Origin of the sequence: Mesorhizobium sp. M8A.F.Ca.ET.181.01.1.1, assembly GCF_004792025.1 — a bacterium.
Classification (GTDB): domain Bacteria; phylum Pseudomonadota; class Alphaproteobacteria; order Rhizobiales; family Rhizobiaceae; genus Mesorhizobium.
Genome location: NZ_SRTV01000274.1, coordinates 1 through 273 on the forward strand (window position 1 = coordinate 1; position 273 = coordinate 273).

At 63.0% G+C, this 273-nt stretch carries 1 protein-coding gene; it reads right to left on the minus strand.

The window, feature by feature from the left end:
- Positions 1–88 precede the first annotated feature (88 nt).
- Positions 89–273 (minus strand): hypothetical protein (locus EN824_RS34580; RefSeq protein WP_210236403.1); only part of this gene is annotated, 185 nt, incomplete at its 5' end.

A 273-nucleotide genomic window follows, 5' to 3' on the forward strand; every position in this document is an offset into this window, starting at 1 on the left:
CCCGTCCTGCGCGAGCGTGCCTGTTCAACTCGATCATCGCGGCTCCTTTCTATAACTCGGCTTCCTGATGAATGCGTTTGACTTCGCTTCAGGAGAGCGCTGCTCGCACACGGCCGTGACACATATCGCCGATCCGGTACACCGCACTGCCCACGGGCACCGCGAGCGTGCTGGCCATGCCCGCGCCTGAGAGCGGAAATGCCCCTTCGCCGAACGCACCGACATCCTGGTCGACGCCGACCATGTGTTTGCCGATGCGATGCCCGAGGTAAC